We start from the raw sequence: 17,367 nt of genomic DNA on the forward strand, positions 1-17,367 counted from the left end.
GGCGTCGTGGTCACGCGCTTCGAGGGACTCGTCGAGCGGTTATTCGTCGAGGAAGGAACGCAGCGGCTCGGAGCGGCTGGGATGGCGCAGCTTGCGCAGTGCCTTGGCCTCGATCTGGCGGATCCGCTCGCGGGTGACATCGAACTGCTTGCCGACCTCCTCTAGGGTGTGATCGGTGTTCATGTCGATGCCGAAGCGCATGCGCAGCACCTTGGCCTCGCGGGCGGTGAGGCCGCCAAGCACGTTGCGGGTCGCCTCGATCAGGCCCTCGCCGGTTGCCGAGTCGATGGGCAGCAGGATGGTGCCATCCTCGATGAAGTCGCCCAGATGCGAGTCGTCGTCATCGCCGATCGGGGTCTCCATGGAGATCGGCTCCTTGGCGATCTTGAGCACCTTGCGCACCTTGTCCTCGGGCATCTCGAGGCGCTCGCCGAGCTCTTCCGGCGTCGGCTCACGACCCATCTCCTGGAGCATCTGCCGGGACACCCGGTTGAGCTTGTTGATGGTCTCGATCATGTGTACCGGGATACGGATGGTGCGCGCCTGGTCGGCGATGGAGCGGGTGATTGCCTGACGGATCCACCAGGTGGCATAGGTCGAGAACTTGTAGCCGCGGCGGTACTCGAACTTGTCCACTGCCTTCATCAAGCCGATGTTGCCCTCCTGGATCAGGTCCAGGAACTGCAGGCCACGGTTGGTGTACTTCTTGGCGATGGAGATCACCAGGCGCAGGTTGGCCTCGACCATCTCCTTCTTGGCCCGCCGAGCCTTGGCCTCGCCGATGGACAGCCGACGGTTGACCTCCTTGATCTCGGTCACCGGCAACTGGACCATCTCTTCCTCGAAGGCAATCTTGCGCTGGGCGCGCTGGATGTCGGCCTTGAGGGGCGCCAGGCGATCGGCGTACCGGGGGTTGCTGGCCATGAAATCGTCAAGCCAGTCCTGGCGCGACTCGTTGCCGGGGAAGGCCTTGATGAAGCCCTTGCGCGGCACCTTGGCCTTCTTGACGCACAGCTGCATCACCACCTTCTCCTGGGCGCGCACCTGCTCGACGCTGATGCGCACTTGGCCGACCAGGCGCTCGAAGTGCTTGGGCACCAGCTTGATCGGCGAGAACAACTCGGCCAGGCGAGCGAGCTCGGCCTGGGCCTCCGCGGAGCCACGCCCACGGGACTCGATGGCCTGGCGCACCGCCTCGTTCTGTTCGCGAATCTGCTCGAAGCGCGCCCGCGCCTCCTCGGGGTCCGGGCCGCCGCCGCTGTCGTCTTCCTCGTCGGTGCCGTCGTCATCCTCGTCGGCCTCGCCAACGCTGGCTTCGGGCTCTTCGGGCACCTCCGCCTCGGCCACGCCCGGGATGCCCTCGTCGGGATCGATGAAGCCGGAGAACAGATCGGACAGGCGGCCCGGGACCTCCTCGTCCTGAGTGGCATCATAGGCCTCGAGGATGGAGTCCACGGCACCAGGCAGATAGGCCAGCGCGGACATCACCTCGCGAGTGCCCTCCTCGATACGCTTGGCGATCTCGATCTCGCCTTCGCGGGTCAGAAGCTCCACCGTGCCCATCTCACGCATGTACATGCGCACCGGGTCGGTGGTCCGACCCACGTCGCTTTCTACCGCCGCCAGCGCGGCCACGGCCTCCTCGGCCGCCGACTCGTCGGTGGAATGGTCGGCCATCATCAGGGTATCTTCATCGGGCGCTTCCTCGACGACATTGATACCCATGTCGTTGATCATGCCGATGATGTCTTCCACCTGATCGGGGTCGGCGATATCCTCGGGTAGATGGTCGTTGACCTCGGCATAGGTCAGGAAGCCCTGTTCCTTGCCGCGCGCGATCAACTCCTTCAGACGTGACTGCTGCTGCGCATTTCCAGCCATAGAAACCCTATCTCGACGAAGAAGAATGAAGCACCTGAAGCACTGAAGCGGAGAGAAAACTCGATAAGCCGAACAGTATAGCGGGTCAGACCGCCTTTTTGCCAGTTCGATGTATTTGCGCGGTCAGTCAGGTGTGTTAGGTTGTCAGGTTGCGTCCCGTTCAGGTGACGCCGATATATATGGTGATGGTAGGAGAAATTTCAACCCGGCCGCCAATTTCCTGCGCCATGGGGGTCGCGTGACTCACTTCCCCACCTCGGCCAGCAAGGCCATCAGTTGCCGACGCTCCTCGCTCGTCAACCGCTCACCCCCGGCCTGCTTGGCCAGCAGGGCATCGATCTCCTCCTGGCGACTCGGCTGCTGCCGATGCCGCTGAAAGTACGCCACCCAGTTATCCAACTCGGCACCACGCAAGCCCCTGGGCACCAGCGGCTCTCGCCGGGCTAACACCGCCAGCCGCTCCCCCTCCGGCGTGCCGTGGAAATGTGCCAGCAGCACCTGGGCGCTGCGGTAGCCCCCTGCCTTCAGCAGCCGTACTACTTCGCGGCACAGGCGACCGTCCGGATCCTCCGGGTCACACCAGTCGTCGCGCTCGGGCAGGCGCGCGACCAGCGCCGGCTCGTGCACCAGCAGTTGCAGGGCGCGAGCCATCAGCCCGAGCGTCGCGCCATCGGCCTTGCGGCCCGACGGCGCCGCGACGGGTGTTTCGGGCGCCATCGTCGGAGCCTTGGACACCTCCGTCGCGGTGCCACTCTTCTTGGCCATCAAGGCCGCGAAGCTTGACTGATCGACGCCGGTGCGACGCGAGAGTTCCGTCAACAGCAGCGACTTCAGCACGCCTTCTGGCAGTCGGCCGATCGCTGCTAGCACCTGGCTGGCATAGCGCTCGCGCTCCTCGATACGCTCGAGATCGCGCCCTTGGGCCGCCTGCTCGAAGAGGAACTCCGACAGCGGACTGGCACAGGTAATGCGATCCTGGAAGGCCTCGGGCCCCTCACGCCGCACCAGGCTGTCCGGATCCTCGCCCTCGGGCAGGAACAGGAAGCGCGCCTGGCGGCCGTCGATCATCAGCGGCAGCACCGTCTGCAGGGCCCGGGTGGCGGCCTGGCGCCCAGCCCGGTCGCCGTCGAAACAGAACACTACCTCGCCGACCAGGCGGAACAGCCGAGAGAGATGCTCCTCGCTGGTGGAGGTGCCAAGCGTGGCCACCGCGTTGCGGATGCCGAACTGCGCCAGCGCCACCACGTCCATGTAGCCCTCGACGATCACCACCCGCTCCAGGCGCACCTCGGCCTGGCGGGCCTCGTACAGGCCGTAGAGCTCGCGCCCCTTGTGGAAGACCGGTGTCTCGGGGGAATTGAGGTACTTAGGCTTGGCATCGCCCAGCACCCGACCCCCGAAGGCGATGGTGCGTCCGCGCGGGTCCCGGATCGGGAACATCACCCGGTCGCGGAAACGATCATAGGTGCGCCCGCTCTCCTCACGCTGCACCAACAGACCGTACTCGACTTGCACCGCCTCACCGATGCCACGCTCAACAAGGTGATGCCTGAGCGCCTCCCAGTCGGCAGGGGCATAGCCGATGCCGTAGTCGCGCACCACTTCCGGCGACAGTCCCCGCCGCTCCAGGTAGTCGCGGGCGCCCTGCCCTTCGGGCATCTTCAACCGCTCACGGAAAAAGGCGGCCGCCAGTTCCAGCAGGTTGACGCCTTCCTTGCGCTTCTTCTCTCGCGCCAGGGCCCGGGGGTCATCGTCGCCCTCCCGAGGCACTTCCATGCCTAGCCGCGCCGCCAACTGCTCCACCGCCTCGGGAAAGCGCAGCTTGTCGTACTCCATCAAGAAGCGCAGGGCATTGCCATGGGCGCCACAGCCGAAGCAGTGATAGAACTGCTTGTCGGCACTGACCGTGAATGATGGGCTCTTTTCCTGGTGGAAGGGGCAGAGCCCCGAATGGTTACGCCCAGCCTTTTTCAGCTTGACACGCTCGCCCACCACCTCGACCACGTCGATGCGGGCCAGCAGATCATCGATGAAGCGTTGCGGTATCTGCCCAGCCATTCAGGCCACCCATGCCAGCGAGGAGCAGGAGGAGGAGAACGCAAAAACAAGCGGCCACCCCATGGCGGCCGCTTGGCGTCCCTTCCGAGCCGGCCCGCTCGACGCCGGCCGACTCACGTACGGATCAATAGAGCCGTTCGAAACGCTTGCGCTCGCGCTGCAGCTTCTTCGCGTGACGCTTGACGGCAGCGGCCGCCTTGCGCTTGCGCTCGGCGGTCGGCTTCTCGTACTGCTCGCGACGGCGAACCTCCGAGAGGACACCGGCCTTTTCACAGGAACGCTTGAAGCGACGCAGCGCGACGTCGAACGGCTCGTTATCACGTACTTTGACAGAAGGCATTAAGCACTCACCTACCTTGGGTAACTTGAGTTCGGTTTGAACGTACACCCTTTAGGGGTCGCCTCCACGACAATCATCCGGCATCGCCAGGCGACCCGGAAACGCAGCGTGAAGACGGAAAACCAGCCCGGGTGCACGACCCAGTCTTACAGCGCACAGTATTCTAGACGGCGAGTGGGTGCCATGCAAACCTGTTTTGCCCCAGGGCTATCGCAGTTGGATCTGACGAGGGGCGCCGGGGACAGGTCGTAGAGGGGGGCCTACGCCAGGGACGGCGTCGGTAGCGCCCAGGGAGAGGTTCACAGCGCCCCCTCGCAGACCTGTCGACGGATCAGCCCCGAGCGATACCGCTATCTGCGATAGCCCTGCGTTTTGCCCACCGTGCCCTGCGCGAGCGCGGCAAAAGGGATAGAATAGGGCGCTTTCCCTTCGCCTCACCGAGCCATGACCATGCGTGTACTGGGCATCGAGACCTCCTGCGACGAGACCGGCGTCGCCCTCTACGACACCGAGCGTGGCCTCGCGGCCGACGCCCTCTACAGCCAGGTCGCCATGCACGCCGAGTACGGCGGCGTGGTGCCGGAGCTGGCCTCCCGCGACCATACCCGCCGCCTACTACCGCTCATCCAGCAGGTCCTCGACGAGGCCGGAGTCGCACGCGGCGAGCTCGATGCCATCGCCTACACCGCCGGCCCTGGCCTGGTCGGCGCGCTGATGGTCGGCGCCAGCACCGCCCACGGCATGGCCCGGGCGCTGGACATCCCGGTGCTCGGGGTCCATCACATGGAGGGGCACCTGCTGGCCCCGATGCTGGAAAACGCCCCCCCCGGCTTTCCCTTCGTGGCCCTGCTGGTCTCCGGCGGCCATACCCAGTTGGTGGAGGTGCACGGCCTTGGCCGGTACACCCTGCTCGGGGAGTCGGTGGACGACGCCGCCGGCGAGGCCTTCGACAAGGCGGCCAAGATGCTGGGGCTTGACTACCCGGGTGGCCCGCATGTCGCAAGGCTCGCCGAGGCAGGAGACCCCGGCCGCTTCCGTTTTCCCCGGCCAATGACCGACCGCCCGGGACTCGACTTCAGCTTCTCGGGACTCAAGACACATACCCTGACCACCCTTCGCCAGTTGGAGGCCGAAGGGGCGCTGGACGGGGCGGCCCAGGCCGACGTGGCCCGAGCCTTCGAGGACGCGGTGGTGGACACCCTGGTGATCAAGTGCCGCCGGGCCCTCGACCAGACCGGCCTCAAGCGGCTGGTAGTAGCCGGCGGGGTGAGTGCCAACATCCGGCTGCGCGAAGGCCTGGCGCACGAGTGTGCCAAGCGCCATGCCCGAGCCTACTATCCTCGCGGACGCTTCTGTACCGATAACGGGGCGATGATTGCCTATGTGGGGGCCCGGCGCCTGCAGGCCGGCGAACACGACGAGACCGGGATCATGAAGGCCGTACCGCGCTGGCCGATGGAAACCCTCAGCGTGCCGTAAGCGCTAAGCCGCGAGCCGCGAGCCGCGAGCCGCGAGCCGAAGGATAGCACTCGTAGCCCGTAGCCCGTAGCCCGTAGCCCGTAGCCCGTAGCCCGTAGCCCGTAGCCCAAAGCTTAGAGGGGCGGCTCGTCGCCCCGCCCCAGGCGACGGAGGTTGAGCACATGGCGCGTCAGCACCAGCAGGGTAAAGACGATCACTACCCCGACGAAGTCGGGAGCCAGCCAGATGCTGGCCAGCGGGGCCACGGCGGCACTGACCAGCGACGCGATCGCCGCCGTGCGCACCCGCCAGGCCAGCAGCGCCCACAGCCCGGCACACATCAGGGCCACGCCGGGGGTCAGGACCAGCATCACGCCGAAGGCACTGGCCACCCCCTTGCCGCCGCGGAAACGATGCCAAGCCGGATAGCTGTGGCCGAGCAGTACCCCCAGCCCGACCAGCCCCAGCCCCCAAGGCGGCAGTTCCAGGGCCCTGGCCCACCACAGCACCGGCATGCCCTTGGTAGCATCCACCAGCAGGGTGGCCAGGGCCAGTCGCCGGCCATGCAGGCGCAGCACATTGGAGAACCCTGGATTGCCGGAACCGGCCAGGCGCGGATCACGGACGCCGACCAGGCGACACACCGTCAGGGCGCCGAGCCAGCTGCCGCTGAGGTAGCCCAGCGCCATCAGCGTGAGGATCGATTCGAGCACGGCCACCGCCTCTGATCAATGAGTGCCTCGATTCTGCCAGCCCCACCCGCGTGGCGACAGGCACCCCGGGTCGTACGTGGGCGCACCTGTCCTCCACCGGGCCGGTGGCGTACAATCTCCCGCCAGAGCGGGTAGACCGCGTCGTCCAACGCCTAGAGGGAGCCCCTCGATGGATCTCGTGCTGATCGAAGCGCTGAAGGTGGACACCGTGATCGGCGTCTACGACTGGGAGCGCACCCTCACCCAGACCCTGGAGCTGGACCTCGAACTCGCCACCGACATCCGCCCCGCCGCCGCCGCGGACGACCTCGCCCGGACCCTGGACTACGCGGCGATCAGCGAGCGGATTGCCGCCTTCGGCGCGACGAGCGCGTTCGCCCTGGTGGAGACCTTCGCCGAGCGCCTGGCCGCCCTACTGCAGCAGGAGTTCGGCATCCCCTGGCTGCGCCTGACCCTGCGCAAGCCCGGTGCCGTGTCGGCCGCGCGTGCCGTGGGCGTGAGCATCACGCGGGGCATATGGCACGAGGCGAACTGATGGCCACGGTCAGCGTCAGCATCGGCAGCAACATCGAACGCGACCGTCACGTGCACCGCGGCCTCGACGCCCTGGCCGAGACCTTCGGTCGCCTGGCGATTTCCCGCGTCTACGAGAGCGAACCGGTGGGCTTCCGAGACGGTCGCAACTTCTACAACCTGGTCGTGGTGTTCGAGAGCGACTGGCGGGTGGGCGAGCTACAGGCCTGGTGCAAGCGGCTCGAGTTCGCCAATGGCCGCCGCCAGGACAGCCGCAAGTACAGCCCCCGTACCCTGGACCTCGACCTGCTGACCGTAGGCTCGCTGACCGGGAAGCATGACGGTGTCAGCCTGCCGCGGGACGAGATCCTGCACCACGCCTTCGTCTTGCAACCGCTGGTCGAGCTGCTCCCCGACACCCCGCATCCGCTGACCGGTCGCCCCTATCGTGACCACTGGGCCGAGTTCGATACCGCCGGGCAGCGCCTGTGGCCGATCGGCTTCGTGTGGCAAGGGCGCACGATCTCCCGGAGCGCCAACTAGCTGGCCAGGGCCGCCGCGATGGCCTCGCGGCGCCGTCGGGCCAGTTCCTCGCCCAGCGCGCGTCCCTTGAAGCCCTCCTCCACCAAGGGGCTCGGCAGGACCTGAGCCGCCAAGCGCCAGGCCAGGGCAAGATCCGCCGCCAGCCCGGCATCATCGAGACTGACCAGGGCGATCAGCGGCGCCACCCGCTCGCTGCGGCGCCAGGCATCGATGCCATCGAGCCAGGTCATCACTTGCGTGGCATCGAGCTCCTGTCCGGCCGCCAGCCGCAGGCATCGGGTCAGGGCCGCCTGCCGGGCCAGGTCACGGTGGACCTTCGGCAGGCGGAGCCGCTCGGCGAGTCGCTCCCGGGCCGCGTCGTCCAGATGCTCGACGAGCCGTGCCCAGCGCCAGCGGACCAGCGCCTCGTCGGCGATGTCCTCCGGCAGACGATGCAGGCGGCCCAGGGCGGCGTCCAGCGCCGCGGGGTTATCGGCGAGTTCCGGCATCAGCTCCGCGAGGGCCCCGCACTCGTCGAGCGCCTGGAAGTAGACCTCCGGCCAGGGCTCGCCTAGCGCCTTCTCGGTCTCGGCCCAGACCCGCTCCGCTACCAGGTGGGACAGCTCGCCGCTCACGACCAGTTCACGCATCAACTCGCGTGTCTCCTCGGCGATGACAAAGCCGAGATCGGCGTAGCGGGCCAGGAAGCGGGCGGTGCGCAGCACACGCAGCGGGTCCTCGATGAAGGCCGGGGAGACATGGCGCAGCCGGCGGGCCTCGAGGTCATCGAGTCCCCGGTAGGGGTCGACCAGGGTGCCCCCGGGGGTCTCGGCCATGGCATTGATGGTCAGGTCCCGACGAGCCAGGTCCTCTTCAAGGCTGACCTCCGGGCTGGCATGCACCACGAATCCCGTGTAACCGTGGCCCGACTTGCGCTCGGTGCGGGCCAGGGCATACTCCTCGTGGGTCTCGGGGTGCAGGAACACCGGGAAGTCACGTCCCACCGGCTTGAAGCCCCGGCGGCGCATCGCCTCGGGGGTGGCGCCCACCACCACCCAGTCGGTGTCCTTGACCGGCCATCCCAGCCGGGCATCGCGTACCGCCCCACCGACCCGGTAGACCTCGAGGCCGTCGAGACGGGGGTCGCGGTCGAGTGGCATGTTCAACGCGCCACCCGGTCGGGGTGGCGGTGCTGCCACTCGGTGAAGCCACCGTCGAGACTGTAGACCTCGCGAAAGCCCTGACCGGCCAGCCAGGCCGCGGCCTGCTGGCTGGAGTGGCCGTGGTAGCAGACCACCACCAGCGGGATGTCCGGAGTGGCTTCCTCGAGAAAGGTCGCTACGCTATCGTTGTCCAGGCGACAACTACCGGGGATGTGCCCTTGGGCGAAGCTCAGCGGGTCACGGATATCGACCAGGGTGAGGCGTGCCTCGCCCGCGAGCCAGTCGTCCAGGGCGGGAATGTCGAGGTGGTGGAAGGTCGGCATGGTCATGGGGTCTCCACTCGCGGATGGATGTTACTGTCGGCTGGGAACACTGATGCGCTCGCCGCTCTCCAGGTCCAGGGCGGTCATCGTGCCCCCCCAGACGCAGCCGGTATCGAGCGCCTCGGCGCGCACCCGCTGCCCCGGGGTCTGTCCCTGCAGGGCGGCCCAGTGGCCGAAGATCAGCCAGGGATCGTCGTCGCGCGGGTACTGGAACCAGGGGGCGAACCCCGGGGGGGCACTGTCGAGCCCCTCCTTGGCCTCGAAGTCCAGGCAGCCCTCGGCGTCGATGAAGCGCATGCGGGTAAAAATGTTGACGATCAGGCGCAGCCGCTCGATGCCGTCGAGGTCGTCGCGCCAGCAGGCCGGCTGGTTGCCGTACATCCTCTCGAGGAAGGCGCCGGCTTGCTCACCGTTGAGCCGTGCCTCGACCTCACCGGCGAGGCCCGCCGCCTGCGCCACGGACCACTGCGGCAGGAGCCCGGCATGGGTCATCACCGTCTCGCCCTGCGCACTGCCCGGCCGACGGACCAGCAGCGGGCAGGCCTGCAGCCAGTCGAGAATCCGCTCCCGGTCGGGGGCATCGAGGATCCCGGACAGGGTATCCTTGCGCTTCTGCGGCGCGCCACCCCGGGCTACCGCCAGCAGGTGCAGGTCGTGGTTGCCCAGCACCACCTCTGCCCGGTCTCCCAGCGCCATCACCTCGCGTAGGCAGGCCAGCGAGTCCGGGCCCCGGTTGATCAGATCGCCGGCCAACCATAGCCGGTCGCGTCGCGGATCGAACGCGAGCCGCTCGAGCAACGCCACGAATTCGGCGTGACAGCCCTGCAAATCTCCGATGGCGTAGGTGGACATGGCAACTCCGTCTCGTCGGTGAGGGGAACACGCTCAGTGGACCTGGTTGGGTCCGGCCAGCCGGAAGGGGGCGACCGGCAGCTCGAAGGGGCGCTGGGTGGTGGTGTCGACGCAGGTATAGGCGCCCTCCATGACCCCCACCGGCCCATCGAGGATGGCCCGACTGGTATAGCGGAAGGTCTGGCCCGGGCCGATCATGGGCTGCTTGCCCACCACGCCCTTGCCTCGCACTTCCTGCACCTTGCCGCTCCCTTGGGTGATCTTCCAGTGACGGGCCAGCAATTGCATGCTGTGGCCGGAAGCGTTGTGCACGGTGACGGTGTAGCTGAAGACGTAGCGCCCCTCGTCGGGCGAGGACTCCTCCTTGCGAAAGACGGGTTCTACGTCGACGCGGATCTCGTTGTCGAGGGCATCAGTGGCCATCATGGGGTGATGCCCTCCGGGGCGAGGTGATTGGCAATGCGCACGAATTCCTCCACGGTCAATGTCTGGGGACGCCGGCTGGGGTCGATGCCCAGGGTCTCGAGCGAGACGGCATCGAGGCGCCCCTTGAGGTTGTTGCGCAGGGTCTTGCGCCGTTGGCCGAAGGCCTCACGCACCAGTGCGAAGAGTAGCCGCTCGTCCCGGGCGACCTGGGGCGGCGATGCGTGGGGCGTGAGCCTCACGATGGCGGACTCCACCCTGGGCCGCGGCACGAAGGCCTCGGGCGGCACGGTGAACAGCGACTCGACCCGGCAGTGGTACTGGGCGAGCACCGAGAGGCGACCGCGCTCGGTCGCCCCCGGCGCGGCGGCCAGGCGCTCGACCACTTCCTTTTGGAGCATGAAGTGCATGTCGGCGACGGCGTCACCGGCCTCGAGCAGGTGGCCGATCAACGGCGTGGAGATATTGTAGGGCAGATTCCCCACCACTCGCAGCGGCGCCCCTTCTCCGCGCAGCGCCCGGAAGTCGACCTTGAGGGCATCTCCCTCGTGGATGACGAAGCCCGGCTGATCGAAGAACTGCACGCGCAGCCCCGGGATCAGGTCACGGTCCAGTTCAATCACCTCGAGATGCCCCCCCGTCGCCTCGAGCAGCGGCTCGGTGAGCGCCCCCTGTCCGGGGCCGATCTCCACCAATCGCTCCCCGGGGCGGGGCGCGATGGCGCGCACGATGCCGGCGATGATGCCGCGGTCGCGCAGGAAGTTCTGGCCGAAGCGCTTGCGGGCGCGATGGCCCGGGGGGCGGGATGCCATTCAGGGGTGTCCTTCTGTCTCTGTGAGCTTCTTCAGCATCTTGAATGGGCTGACCCGGCGACAGACCTGCGCGGAGGCGCTGTGAACCCATCCCTGGGCGCTACCGATTCCATCCCTGGAATAGGACCTCCGCTTCGGTCTATCCCCGGCGCCCCGCTAAGCACGTTGTGCCATCTCGGCGGCGAGAGCCACCGCGACTTGCAGGCTGCCGAGGTCGGCGCGCCCCGAGCCGGCCAGGTCGAGGGCCGTGCCGTGATCCACCGAGGTGCGCACCAGCGGCAGGCCTAGGGTGATGTTGGCGGCGCGGCCGAAACCGGCGTACTTGAGCACCGGCAGTCCCTGATCATGGTACATGGCCAGCACCGCATCCACGCCGGCCAGGTGCCGCGGGGTGAACAGGGTATCCGCCGGCAGCGGGCCGTCAAGGGTCAACCCCTCATTGCGCAGCCGCTCCAGAGTCGGCGTAATGACCTCGAGTTCCTCGCGTCCCAGATGCCCCCCCTCGCCGGCGTGGGGGTTGAGGCCACAGACGGCGATGCGCGGGCTTGCCACGCCGAACCAGCGCTTGAGATCGGCGGCGAGGATAGTGAGGATCCGCTCCAGCCGCTCGGGCGTGATGGCCGCACTCACCTCACGCAGCGGCAGGTGGGTGGTCGCCAGCGCCACGCGCAGGTGGGGACCACCGGCCCAGCTCGCCTCGCGTGCATGCAGGGCCTGGCCGGTGGCGAGCAGCATGACGACCTCGTCGACGCCGCAGGCGTCGCGCAGGTACTCGGTATGCCCGGTGAAGCCGGCATGGCCCGCCTCGAGGATCACGCCCTTATGCAGCGGCGCGGTGACCATGCCGGCGGCTCGACTGTCGCGACAGGCGCGGACCGCGACATCGAGGGTCTCGAGCACGTAATCGGCATTGCGGGGATCGAGCACGCCGGGCCGGGAGGGAGCCCGCAGGGGCACCGGCCAGACCGGCAGCTGGCCGGCCATGGGGGGCGGCAGCGGCTCGTCCGGACGGCACTCGACCGGCTCGACGGCATGACCGGTCATCGCCGCCCGCTCGGCCAGCAACCCCGGGTCTCCCACCGCCACCACCCGGCGGTCTGGCGTCCCGGCGGCCGGCGCGCCGGCCGCCAGCATCACCGCCAGCTCCGGGCCGATCCCTGCCGGCTCGCCGGTGGTCAAGGCCAGCACCGGGGGCATGGCCATCAATTCGCCCCGAGCCGGATGTCGACGAAGGCCTCGGCACGAATCTCCTGGAGCCAGGCCTGCAGCTCGTCGTTGACCTTGCGCTGGAACAGCGCCTGGCGGGCCTGGTCACGACTCCCGCCCCCCTCTTGCTGCTCCAGGAAGCGGTCCACCTCGCGCTCCGAGATGGTGACGCGGCCGGCTACCCGACGCTGCTGGAGCTGGCGCATCAGCAGCTCGCGACGGATCTGCTCGCGTACTACCGAAAGCGAGAGGCCATCGGCCTCCAGGGCGTCGGCAAACTGCTCGAGGGTCATGCCGTTGCTCTCGGCCACGGCGCGCACCTGGCGATTGAGCTCGGTGTCATCGATACTGAGATTGGCCTCGCGAGCCATCTGCAGCTGAATTTCCTCGACAATCATCCGCTCGAGCACTTGCCGGCGCAGCGTCTCCTCGGGGGGCGGCGTCACGCCACGGCCGGTCAGCTGCTGGCGTGCCTGGGCCACGCGATTCTCGAGTTGGCTGGCCATGATGGCCCCCTCGTTGACCACCGCCACGATGCGGTCAAGCTGCTGGCGGCCCAACGGCTGACGCTGCGCCTCCGACGCGTCCTGTGCCTGCCCGGCCAGGGGCAGGGCACCGAGACACAGGGTCAGCGCCAGGGTGGCGATACGTCGACTGCGCATGTTGGTCGTTCCTCTCTCGTCATGGGTGGGCTCGGGGCGTCCGGCAGGGATTCAGGGCCGGTCGAAGGCGGTCGAGCGGTAGCCCGGGATCGCCTCCTCGAAGTAACTGTCCGCCTCGCGGCCGACGCCGCCCAGCCCCTTGAACACGAAGCGCAGGAAGAACCCACGGTCCGTGGTGTCATCGTCGATGGTATTGGCGGTGTCCTCGTCATCGATCCACTCGCGCCAGACCAGCTGCAGACCATAGCAGCAGTCGTTCCACTGCACACCCGCGAGCTGCTCGAGGGCGCGGTCATTGGTGTGGTCGTAGAGCACCCGACCGATCAGGTCGAGGTGGCGGGAAGCCTTCCAGGCGAAGGAGAGGTCATACTCCTCGCGATCGTAGGTGCGCACGTCTTCCCCTTCCTGCGAAGGGTCGAAGCCCTCGAGCTGCCAGCGGTAGCCCAGGTTCAGCACGTGGCCGGCGTCGGCCCGGTACTGGACATCGAGGGAGGTCTGCTCGGTGCGCTCGAGATGGTCATCGTAGAGCCACTCCCAACGGGTTCGCCACTGGTCGCTGACCCGCCAATCGGCACGGGTAACCACCGGGGAGCGATCCCGGGTCGCCAGGTAGCGCTTCCCCAGCCCCTGGCCGACGCGCTCGGCCGGCAGGTCGTCGGGATCCCCGTCCATGCCGATGGTACGATCATCGAAGTAGGTCGCCTGCCCCACCCCCAGGGAGAGCCGTTCACGCCCCGAGGCATCCTCAAGGAAGCGGGTGGTGACCCCGTAGGAGAGCCGGTTGAGGTCTCCCACCCGGTCGGCCCCGGTGAAGCGGTAAGGGGACCAGAGCCGACGCCAGGAGAACGCCAGCTCGTTGGTGTCGAAGTCGGGAAACTCGCTCTGGTCACGGGCCGGCACATAAGCGTAGTGGAGGCGCGGCTCCAGGGTCTGACGATAGTCGGCGCCACCCAGGTCCAGCTCACGCTCGAACACCAGGCCACCGTCAAGGGAGCTGACCGGCACGCTGCGTGAGAGGCGCTCGTCGCGGTCAAGGTCGCGATTGCCGTAGTCGAGCGCATAGGCCGTGGCGAGCCATTCGAGGCGCGGCTCGAGAAAGCCCCAGCGCTCCCCGAGTCGCCAACCCAGCGCCGGCGAGAGGTGCAGGCGTGTCCCGATGGCCGACTCGCGATCGAAGCGTTCGTTGTTGGGCAGCGCCGCCTCGTTGATGTCGCGCCAGAAATAGGTGACGTTGCTGTCCCACTCCTGGTAGAAGCCGCTGTCCTGGACCCAGCGGGCATTGGCGGTCAGGCTGGGCAATCGATAGAAGGGCTTGTCCCGCTCCAGCAGCGGGTCGTCGAGCTTCTGGAAGCCCTGGGCCTTGGCCTGGAGGCGCCACACCTCGCCGCGATGGTCGAGCAGCGCCAGCCGGGCCATGAAGTCCGTCTCGCTCTCACCGAAATCGCGCCCGAAGTCATCGAAGTAGCTGCCGTCGCTGGCCGCCCCGTAGCGCAACCGGTAACGGGTGCGGGCATCGAAGCGGCCGGCGTGCCGATAGTCGAGGTACCAGCGATCCTCTCCCTGGTAGTCGGGCTCGTCGTCCGGGTCGCCGTCGTCGTCGGCCAGGTAGGCGCCCTCGACCTGGCCGGCATCGGAGGGAAAGAGATAGCGGTACTCCCCACCCAGCAGCAGGCCACGGTCGCTGATCCAGCGCGGGGTGAGGGTGGCATCCTGGTTCGGGGCGATGTTCCAGTAGAACGGCTGGGCATAGTCCAGCGAGTCGCCGGAAATGCCCAATACCGGCCACAAAAAGCCGGTCTGGCGGCGTTCGTCGAGGGGGAAGCGCAGCCAGGGCCAATAGAAGACCGGCACCTTGCCGACCTCCAGCCGCGCGTGGGTAGCGGTGCCGAAGCCGCGCTCGCGGTCGAGGACGATATCGTTGCCCACCAGCCGCCACAGGTCGCTGCCCGGGTCACAGGTGGTGAAGCTCGCTTCGGTCAGGCGGTAGCGACCGTCCGCCAGGCGCTCGAGGCGCACCGCGTCCCCGCGCACGCGCTGCTCATGGGCGACGTAGTGGGCGGACTCGATGCTCGCCGCATCGCTCTGCAGGGAAAAGGCAGCGGCCTCACCGCGCACCAGCAGGTTGCCATCGCGCAGGGCCAAGGGGCCCTCGGCGTAGGCCGTCTCGCGATCGGCCGGCACCCGCACCCGGGGTGCCTCGAGCTGGGTGTCGGCGCGGCGCAGCACCACCTCACCGCCGAGGATCGTCTCCCCCTCGACCCCGTAAGCGGCGCTGTCGGATTCGCTGCTCACCTCCCCCTCATCGGGCAGTGGCAGGCGATAGTCCGGTGCCCGATAGCGGCCGCGACACAGGGCACCGGACGGCCGGTCCTCGCCCCAGGGCCGCCAGTCCAGCTGCTCGGCGGGCAGCGGCGCCGGCGGGGCGGCCGGCAGCGGGTCGGCCACCAGACCTGAGGTGATAAGGCCTCCCAGGGCCGTCCACGAGAGGTGCTTGCCCATGTTCCACGATGTCCTTGGCGGGATGAATCGGTATTATACAGGCCGCTATCGACCCGCGCCGCCACGCGCTCCCTGTCACCGGCGGCGACGCCGGGACTCAGCATGCGGGGACGCCACGGGGTCGTCAACCGAGCCAGGGCCTCGGCCCCCTTGTCCCTCGCCCTACCCAGCCCCTGACCGAGGAGAGACGCGACGATGCCAGAGGCCGCCACCGCGCGACATGCACGACTCCGCCACTGGGCCGCTCGGCGCCATGGGCTCGACCCGACGCGCCTTGCACTGCACCTGGCGGCCGGGGATGCCAGCTTCCGACGCTACTACCGCCTCACCCTGCCCGACGGGTCCACCCGGATGCTGATGGATGCCCCGCCCGAGCAGGAGGACAGCCGCCCCTTCGTGGCCATCGCCGAGCAGTGGCACGCCGTCGATCTGCCGGTGCCACGCCTGCACGGCGCGGATCTCGACGCCGGCTTTCTCGAGCTCGAGGATCTGGGCGACACGCCGCTACAGCGCTGCCTCGACGGCGAGGATGCCCCCGCCACGCAGGTCTGGCACGAGCAGGCCATCGCGCTGCTCCACGTGCTGCAGGCCCGCGCGCCCACTGAAGGCCTACCCGCCTACGACGCCGCCCTGCTCGGCCGCGAGCTGGACCTCTTTCCCGAGTGGTGCCTAGGCGAGTGGCTGGGCCTGAATACCCCGCCGGGCTGGAAGGCGCTGCGCGAGGCGCTGATCGCGAGCGCCCTGGCCCAGCCGGTGGTCACGGTGCATCGCGACTTCGACGCCATGAACCTGATGGTGAAGGACGACGACCTGTACCTGATCGACTTTCAGGACGCCGTGGCCGGCCCGATCAGTTATGACCTGATCTCGCTGCTGCGCGGCCGCTACTGCCGCTTCCCGCCAGCCCGCGTCGCGACCTGGATCGAGGCCTTCCGGACGCGGGCCGCCAGGGAGGGCCGGCTGCCCGACAATATTGCCCCCGCGACCTTTCATCATCAGGTGCAGGCCATGGCCGCCCAGCGCTCGCTCAAGGTACTGGGCATTTTCTGCCGGCTGACCCTGCGCGACGGCCGCGACGGCTATCTTGCGCGGCTGCCGCACTTTCTCGGTCACCTCGAGGACAGCCTGGCCGATATCCAGGGCCACGCGGGTTTCCGCGCCTGGCTCGCCAATACCTTCCGCCCGGCACTGGCGGCCCGACGGGAGGCGGACGCATGAAGGCGATGATCCTGGCCGCGGGGCTCGGCACCCGCATGCGCCCGCTCACCGACCACTGCCCCAAGCCGCTGCTGGACGTGGCCGGCAAGCCGCTGATCGTGCACCATCTGGAGCGCCTGGCCGCCGCCGGCATCGTGGAAGTGGTCATCAACGTCAGCTACCGGGCCGACCAGATCCTCGACGCCCTGGGCGACGGTCGTGACTTCGGGGTCTCCATCGCCTGGAGTCGCGAGCCCACGCCGCTGGAGACCGGCGGCGGCATCCGCCAGGCGTTGCCGATGCTGGGCAGTGCGCCCTTTCTGTTGCTCAACGGCGATGTGTGGTGCGACCTGGACCCGACCGTACTGACGCTGCCGACGCAGGACCTGGCCCAACTGGTGCTGGTGGACAATCCTGACCACCACCCCGAGGGCGACTTCGCGCTCGATACAGAGGGGCGCGTGCATGCCCGGGGCGCGCCACGGCTGACCTATGCCGGCCTGGCGCTGCTCGACCCGGCGCTGGTGGCCGATGAATCCCCCGGCGCCTTTGTACTCGCCCCGCTGCTGCGCCGCGCCATGGCCGAGGGACGCGTCGGTGGCCACCATCATCGCGGCAGCTGGGTCGACGTCGGCACGCCCGAGCGACTCGCCGCGCTGGACCGGCGGCTGCGGGCCCGTCAGGGCTGAGCCGAAGGCCGCCGGGTGCTATGCTGCCCCAGCATCGATCACAACCTGCGTAGAGG

At 68.3% G+C, this 17,367-nt stretch carries 17 protein-coding genes; 5 read left to right on the forward strand and 12 right to left on the reverse strand.

Annotated features, from left to right (window positions below; genetic code table 11):
* Positions 1 to 39 precede the first annotated feature (39 nt).
* The 3 genes from rpoD to rpsU all read right to left on the reverse strand — a co-directional run bounded on the left by rpoD (position 40) and on the right by rpsU (position 4,279).
* Positions 40 to 1,881: an RNA polymerase sigma factor RpoD gene (gene rpoD, locus FHR94_RS12450; RefSeq protein WP_183326055.1), complete on the reverse strand. Its 1,842-nt coding sequence runs from the start codon at positions 1,879 to 1,881 to the stop codon at positions 40 to 42.
* A 243-nt stretch (positions 1,882 to 2,124) separates the two neighbouring features.
* Positions 2,125 to 3,939 carry a DNA primase gene (gene dnaG / locus FHR94_RS12455; RefSeq protein WP_183326056.1) on the reverse strand — a complete coding sequence of 605 codons (1,815 nt, stop codon included), beginning with the start codon at positions 3,937 to 3,939 and terminating at the stop codon, positions 2,125 to 2,127.
* Between the two features lie 124 nt (positions 3,940 to 4,063).
* Positions 4,064 to 4,279 carry a 30S ribosomal protein S21 gene (rpsU, locus tag FHR94_RS12460; protein ID WP_013333229.1) on the reverse strand — a complete coding sequence of 72 codons (216 nt, stop codon included), beginning with the start codon at positions 4,277 to 4,279 and terminating at the stop codon, positions 4,064 to 4,066.
* Between the two features lie 450 nt (positions 4,280 to 4,729).
* On the opposite strand from rpsU, the gene tsaD reads away from it, so the two are divergent.
* Positions 4,730 to 5,758, forward strand: a complete 1,029-nt coding sequence (tsaD, locus tag FHR94_RS12465) for a tRNA (adenosine(37)-N6)-threonylcarbamoyltransferase complex transferase subunit TsaD (RefSeq protein WP_183326057.1) — start codon at positions 4,730 to 4,732, stop codon at positions 5,756 to 5,758.
* Positions 5,759 to 5,871: 113 nt separating this feature from the next.
* Here the strand turns inward: tsaD and plsY are convergent, their stop codons facing one another.
* Positions 5,872 to 6,426 carry a glycerol-3-phosphate 1-O-acyltransferase PlsY gene (plsY, locus tag FHR94_RS12470; protein ID WP_183326131.1) on the reverse strand — a complete coding sequence of 185 codons (555 nt, stop codon included), beginning with the start codon at positions 6,424 to 6,426 and terminating at the stop codon, positions 5,872 to 5,874.
* Between the two features lie 193 nt (positions 6,427 to 6,619).
* Here plsY and folB point away from each other — a divergent pair, with 193 nt between their 5' ends.
* Both folB and folK read left to right on the forward strand, forming a co-directional pair.
* Positions 6,620 to 6,985, forward strand: coding sequence for a dihydroneopterin aldolase (gene folB / locus FHR94_RS12475; protein ID WP_183326058.1), 366 nt, complete (start codon positions 6,620 to 6,622; stop codon positions 6,983 to 6,985).
* A complete protein-coding gene (gene folK, locus FHR94_RS12480; RefSeq protein ID WP_183326059.1) occupies positions 6,985 to 7,506 on the forward strand; it encodes a 2-amino-4-hydroxy-6-hydroxymethyldihydropteridine diphosphokinase in 522 nt (173 codons plus the stop codon). Before folB ends, folK begins: the two co-directional genes overlap by 1 nt.
* Here the strand turns inward: folK and FHR94_RS12485 are convergent.
* The 8 genes from FHR94_RS12485 to FHR94_RS12520 all read right to left on the reverse strand — a co-directional run bounded on the left by FHR94_RS12485 (position 7,503) and on the right by FHR94_RS12520 (position 15,425).
* The gene (locus FHR94_RS12485; protein WP_183326060.1) at positions 7,503 to 8,645 is read right to left on the reverse strand and encodes a tRNA nucleotidyltransferase/poly(A) polymerase-related protein; all 1,143 of its coding nucleotides are present in this window, start codon (positions 8,643 to 8,645) and stop codon (positions 7,503 to 7,505) included. The genes folK and FHR94_RS12485 overlap by 4 nt on opposite strands.
* 2 nt (positions 8,646 to 8,647) lie before the next feature.
* A complete protein-coding gene (gene glpE, locus FHR94_RS12490; protein WP_183326061.1) occupies positions 8,648 to 8,977 on the reverse strand; it encodes a thiosulfate sulfurtransferase GlpE in 330 nt (109 codons plus the stop codon).
* 24 nt (positions 8,978 to 9,001) lie between these two features.
* A complete protein-coding gene (locus FHR94_RS12495) occupies positions 9,002 to 9,823 on the reverse strand; it encodes a symmetrical bis(5'-nucleosyl)-tetraphosphatase (RefSeq protein WP_183326062.1) in 822 nt (273 codons plus the stop codon).
* Between the two features lie 33 nt (positions 9,824 to 9,856).
* Positions 9,857 to 10,246 (reverse strand): Co2+/Mg2+ efflux protein ApaG, encoded by a 390-nt coding sequence (apaG, locus tag FHR94_RS12500; RefSeq protein ID WP_183326132.1) that lies wholly within the window; start codon positions 10,244 to 10,246, stop codon positions 9,857 to 9,859.
* Entirely contained in the window at positions 10,246 to 11,058 is an 813-nt protein-coding gene (gene rsmA, locus FHR94_RS12505; RefSeq protein ID WP_183326063.1) for a 16S rRNA (adenine(1518)-N(6)/adenine(1519)-N(6))-dimethyltransferase RsmA, read from the reverse strand. Before rsmA ends, apaG begins: the two co-directional genes overlap by 1 nt.
* A gap of 156 nt (positions 11,059 to 11,214) precedes the next feature.
* The gene (gene pdxA, locus FHR94_RS12510) at positions 11,215 to 12,261 is read right to left on the reverse strand and encodes a 4-hydroxythreonine-4-phosphate dehydrogenase PdxA (RefSeq protein ID WP_183326064.1); all 1,047 of its coding nucleotides are present in this window, start codon (positions 12,259 to 12,261) and stop codon (positions 11,215 to 11,217) included.
* A complete protein-coding gene (locus FHR94_RS12515) occupies positions 12,261 to 12,926 on the reverse strand; it encodes a SurA N-terminal domain-containing protein (RefSeq protein ID WP_183326065.1) in 666 nt (221 codons plus the stop codon). Before FHR94_RS12515 ends, pdxA begins: the two co-directional genes overlap by 1 nt.
* 51 nt (positions 12,927 to 12,977) lie before the next feature.
* Positions 12,978 to 15,425, reverse strand: a complete 2,448-nt coding sequence (locus FHR94_RS12520) for an LPS-assembly protein LptD (protein WP_183326066.1) — start codon at positions 15,423 to 15,425, stop codon at positions 12,978 to 12,980.
* A 195-nt stretch (positions 15,426 to 15,620) separates the two neighbouring features.
* Between FHR94_RS12520 and FHR94_RS12525 the strand changes: the two genes are divergently transcribed.
* On the forward strand, positions 15,621 to 16,643 hold the full coding sequence (locus FHR94_RS12525) for an aminoglycoside phosphotransferase family protein (protein WP_183326067.1): 1,023 nt from the start codon (positions 15,621 to 15,623) through the stop codon (positions 16,641 to 16,643).
* Complete coding sequence (murU, locus tag FHR94_RS12530) at positions 16,640 to 17,311, forward strand: N-acetylmuramate alpha-1-phosphate uridylyltransferase MurU (RefSeq protein ID WP_183326068.1); 672 nt, start codon at positions 16,640 to 16,642, stop codon at positions 17,309 to 17,311. Before FHR94_RS12525 ends, murU begins: the two co-directional genes overlap by 4 nt.
* The last annotated feature ends 56 nt before the right edge of the window (positions 17,312 to 17,367 follow it).

The organism is Halomonas cerina, from assembly GCF_014192215.1.
Taxonomy (GTDB): domain Bacteria; phylum Pseudomonadota; class Gammaproteobacteria; order Pseudomonadales; family Halomonadaceae; genus Halomonas; species Halomonas cerina.